This window comes from Streptococcus cristatus, from assembly GCF_003943505.1.
Lineage (GTDB): Bacteria > Bacillota > Bacilli > Lactobacillales > Streptococcaceae > Streptococcus > Streptococcus cristatus_E.
Genome location: NZ_RJPS01000098.1, coordinates 1 through 608 on the forward strand (window position 1 = coordinate 1; position 608 = coordinate 608).

General features: G+C 33.7%; 2 pseudogenes. One reads left to right on the forward strand and one right to left on the reverse strand.

Annotation, left to right across the window (positions count from 1 at the left end):
- Positions 1 to 280: pseudogene (locus D8792_RS11200) on the forward strand (hypothetical protein); the annotation flags it as partial.
- Between the two features lie 123 nt (positions 281 to 403).
- On the opposite strand, the pseudogene D8792_RS11610 reads toward D8792_RS11200, so the two are convergent.
- Positions 404 to 608: pseudogene (locus D8792_RS11610) on the reverse strand (DUF805 domain-containing protein); the annotation flags it as partial.

Consider the following 608-nt stretch of genomic DNA (forward strand, 5'->3'; position numbering starts at 1 on the left):
CTACAAGGATGCCATCATACGGGTGGATGCTTATTTCCAATTTCTCATGCTTTCTGATTTAGTTGATGTGACCATTAAGATTGAGGAAGTGCAAGAAACAAAGTATGCAAAAGTTCATCACCTGTATCTGTATTACAATCCAATGAGTTCTAACAAAGATATTCGTCTGGCTTTTGGACCTTATACGGATCAAAAATATATTGACTTATTACAGTTTTTAGATGTGATAAATCAAGTTGCTCCTTGGATTCGAATCTATAATGAAGCTGTGGAAAAATAATATGGTTTAACAAACATAAAAAACCAGGTAAATTTAACAGGCCTCCCAAAGAGTTAGATACAAAAATCTAACCTTTCGGGAGGCCTGTTAAAGTAGAATGCTTTTTGTTTGATTCAATGGACTTTACTCGTTTTCAGTTGCCACAAAATTTTGTTGGTAATTTTGCTGCTCTTGATAGGGATTTTGGCTAAATTGCTGATCTTGGTATTCTGTATTATTATAGGAATCATTGCTAACGAGTTCATATTTTGTAGGCTGACAATAAAAAATAAACAGAATAAAATGGCCAAAAAATGGGACCAAGTACAAAAAGAGAAGAGCCCAATAA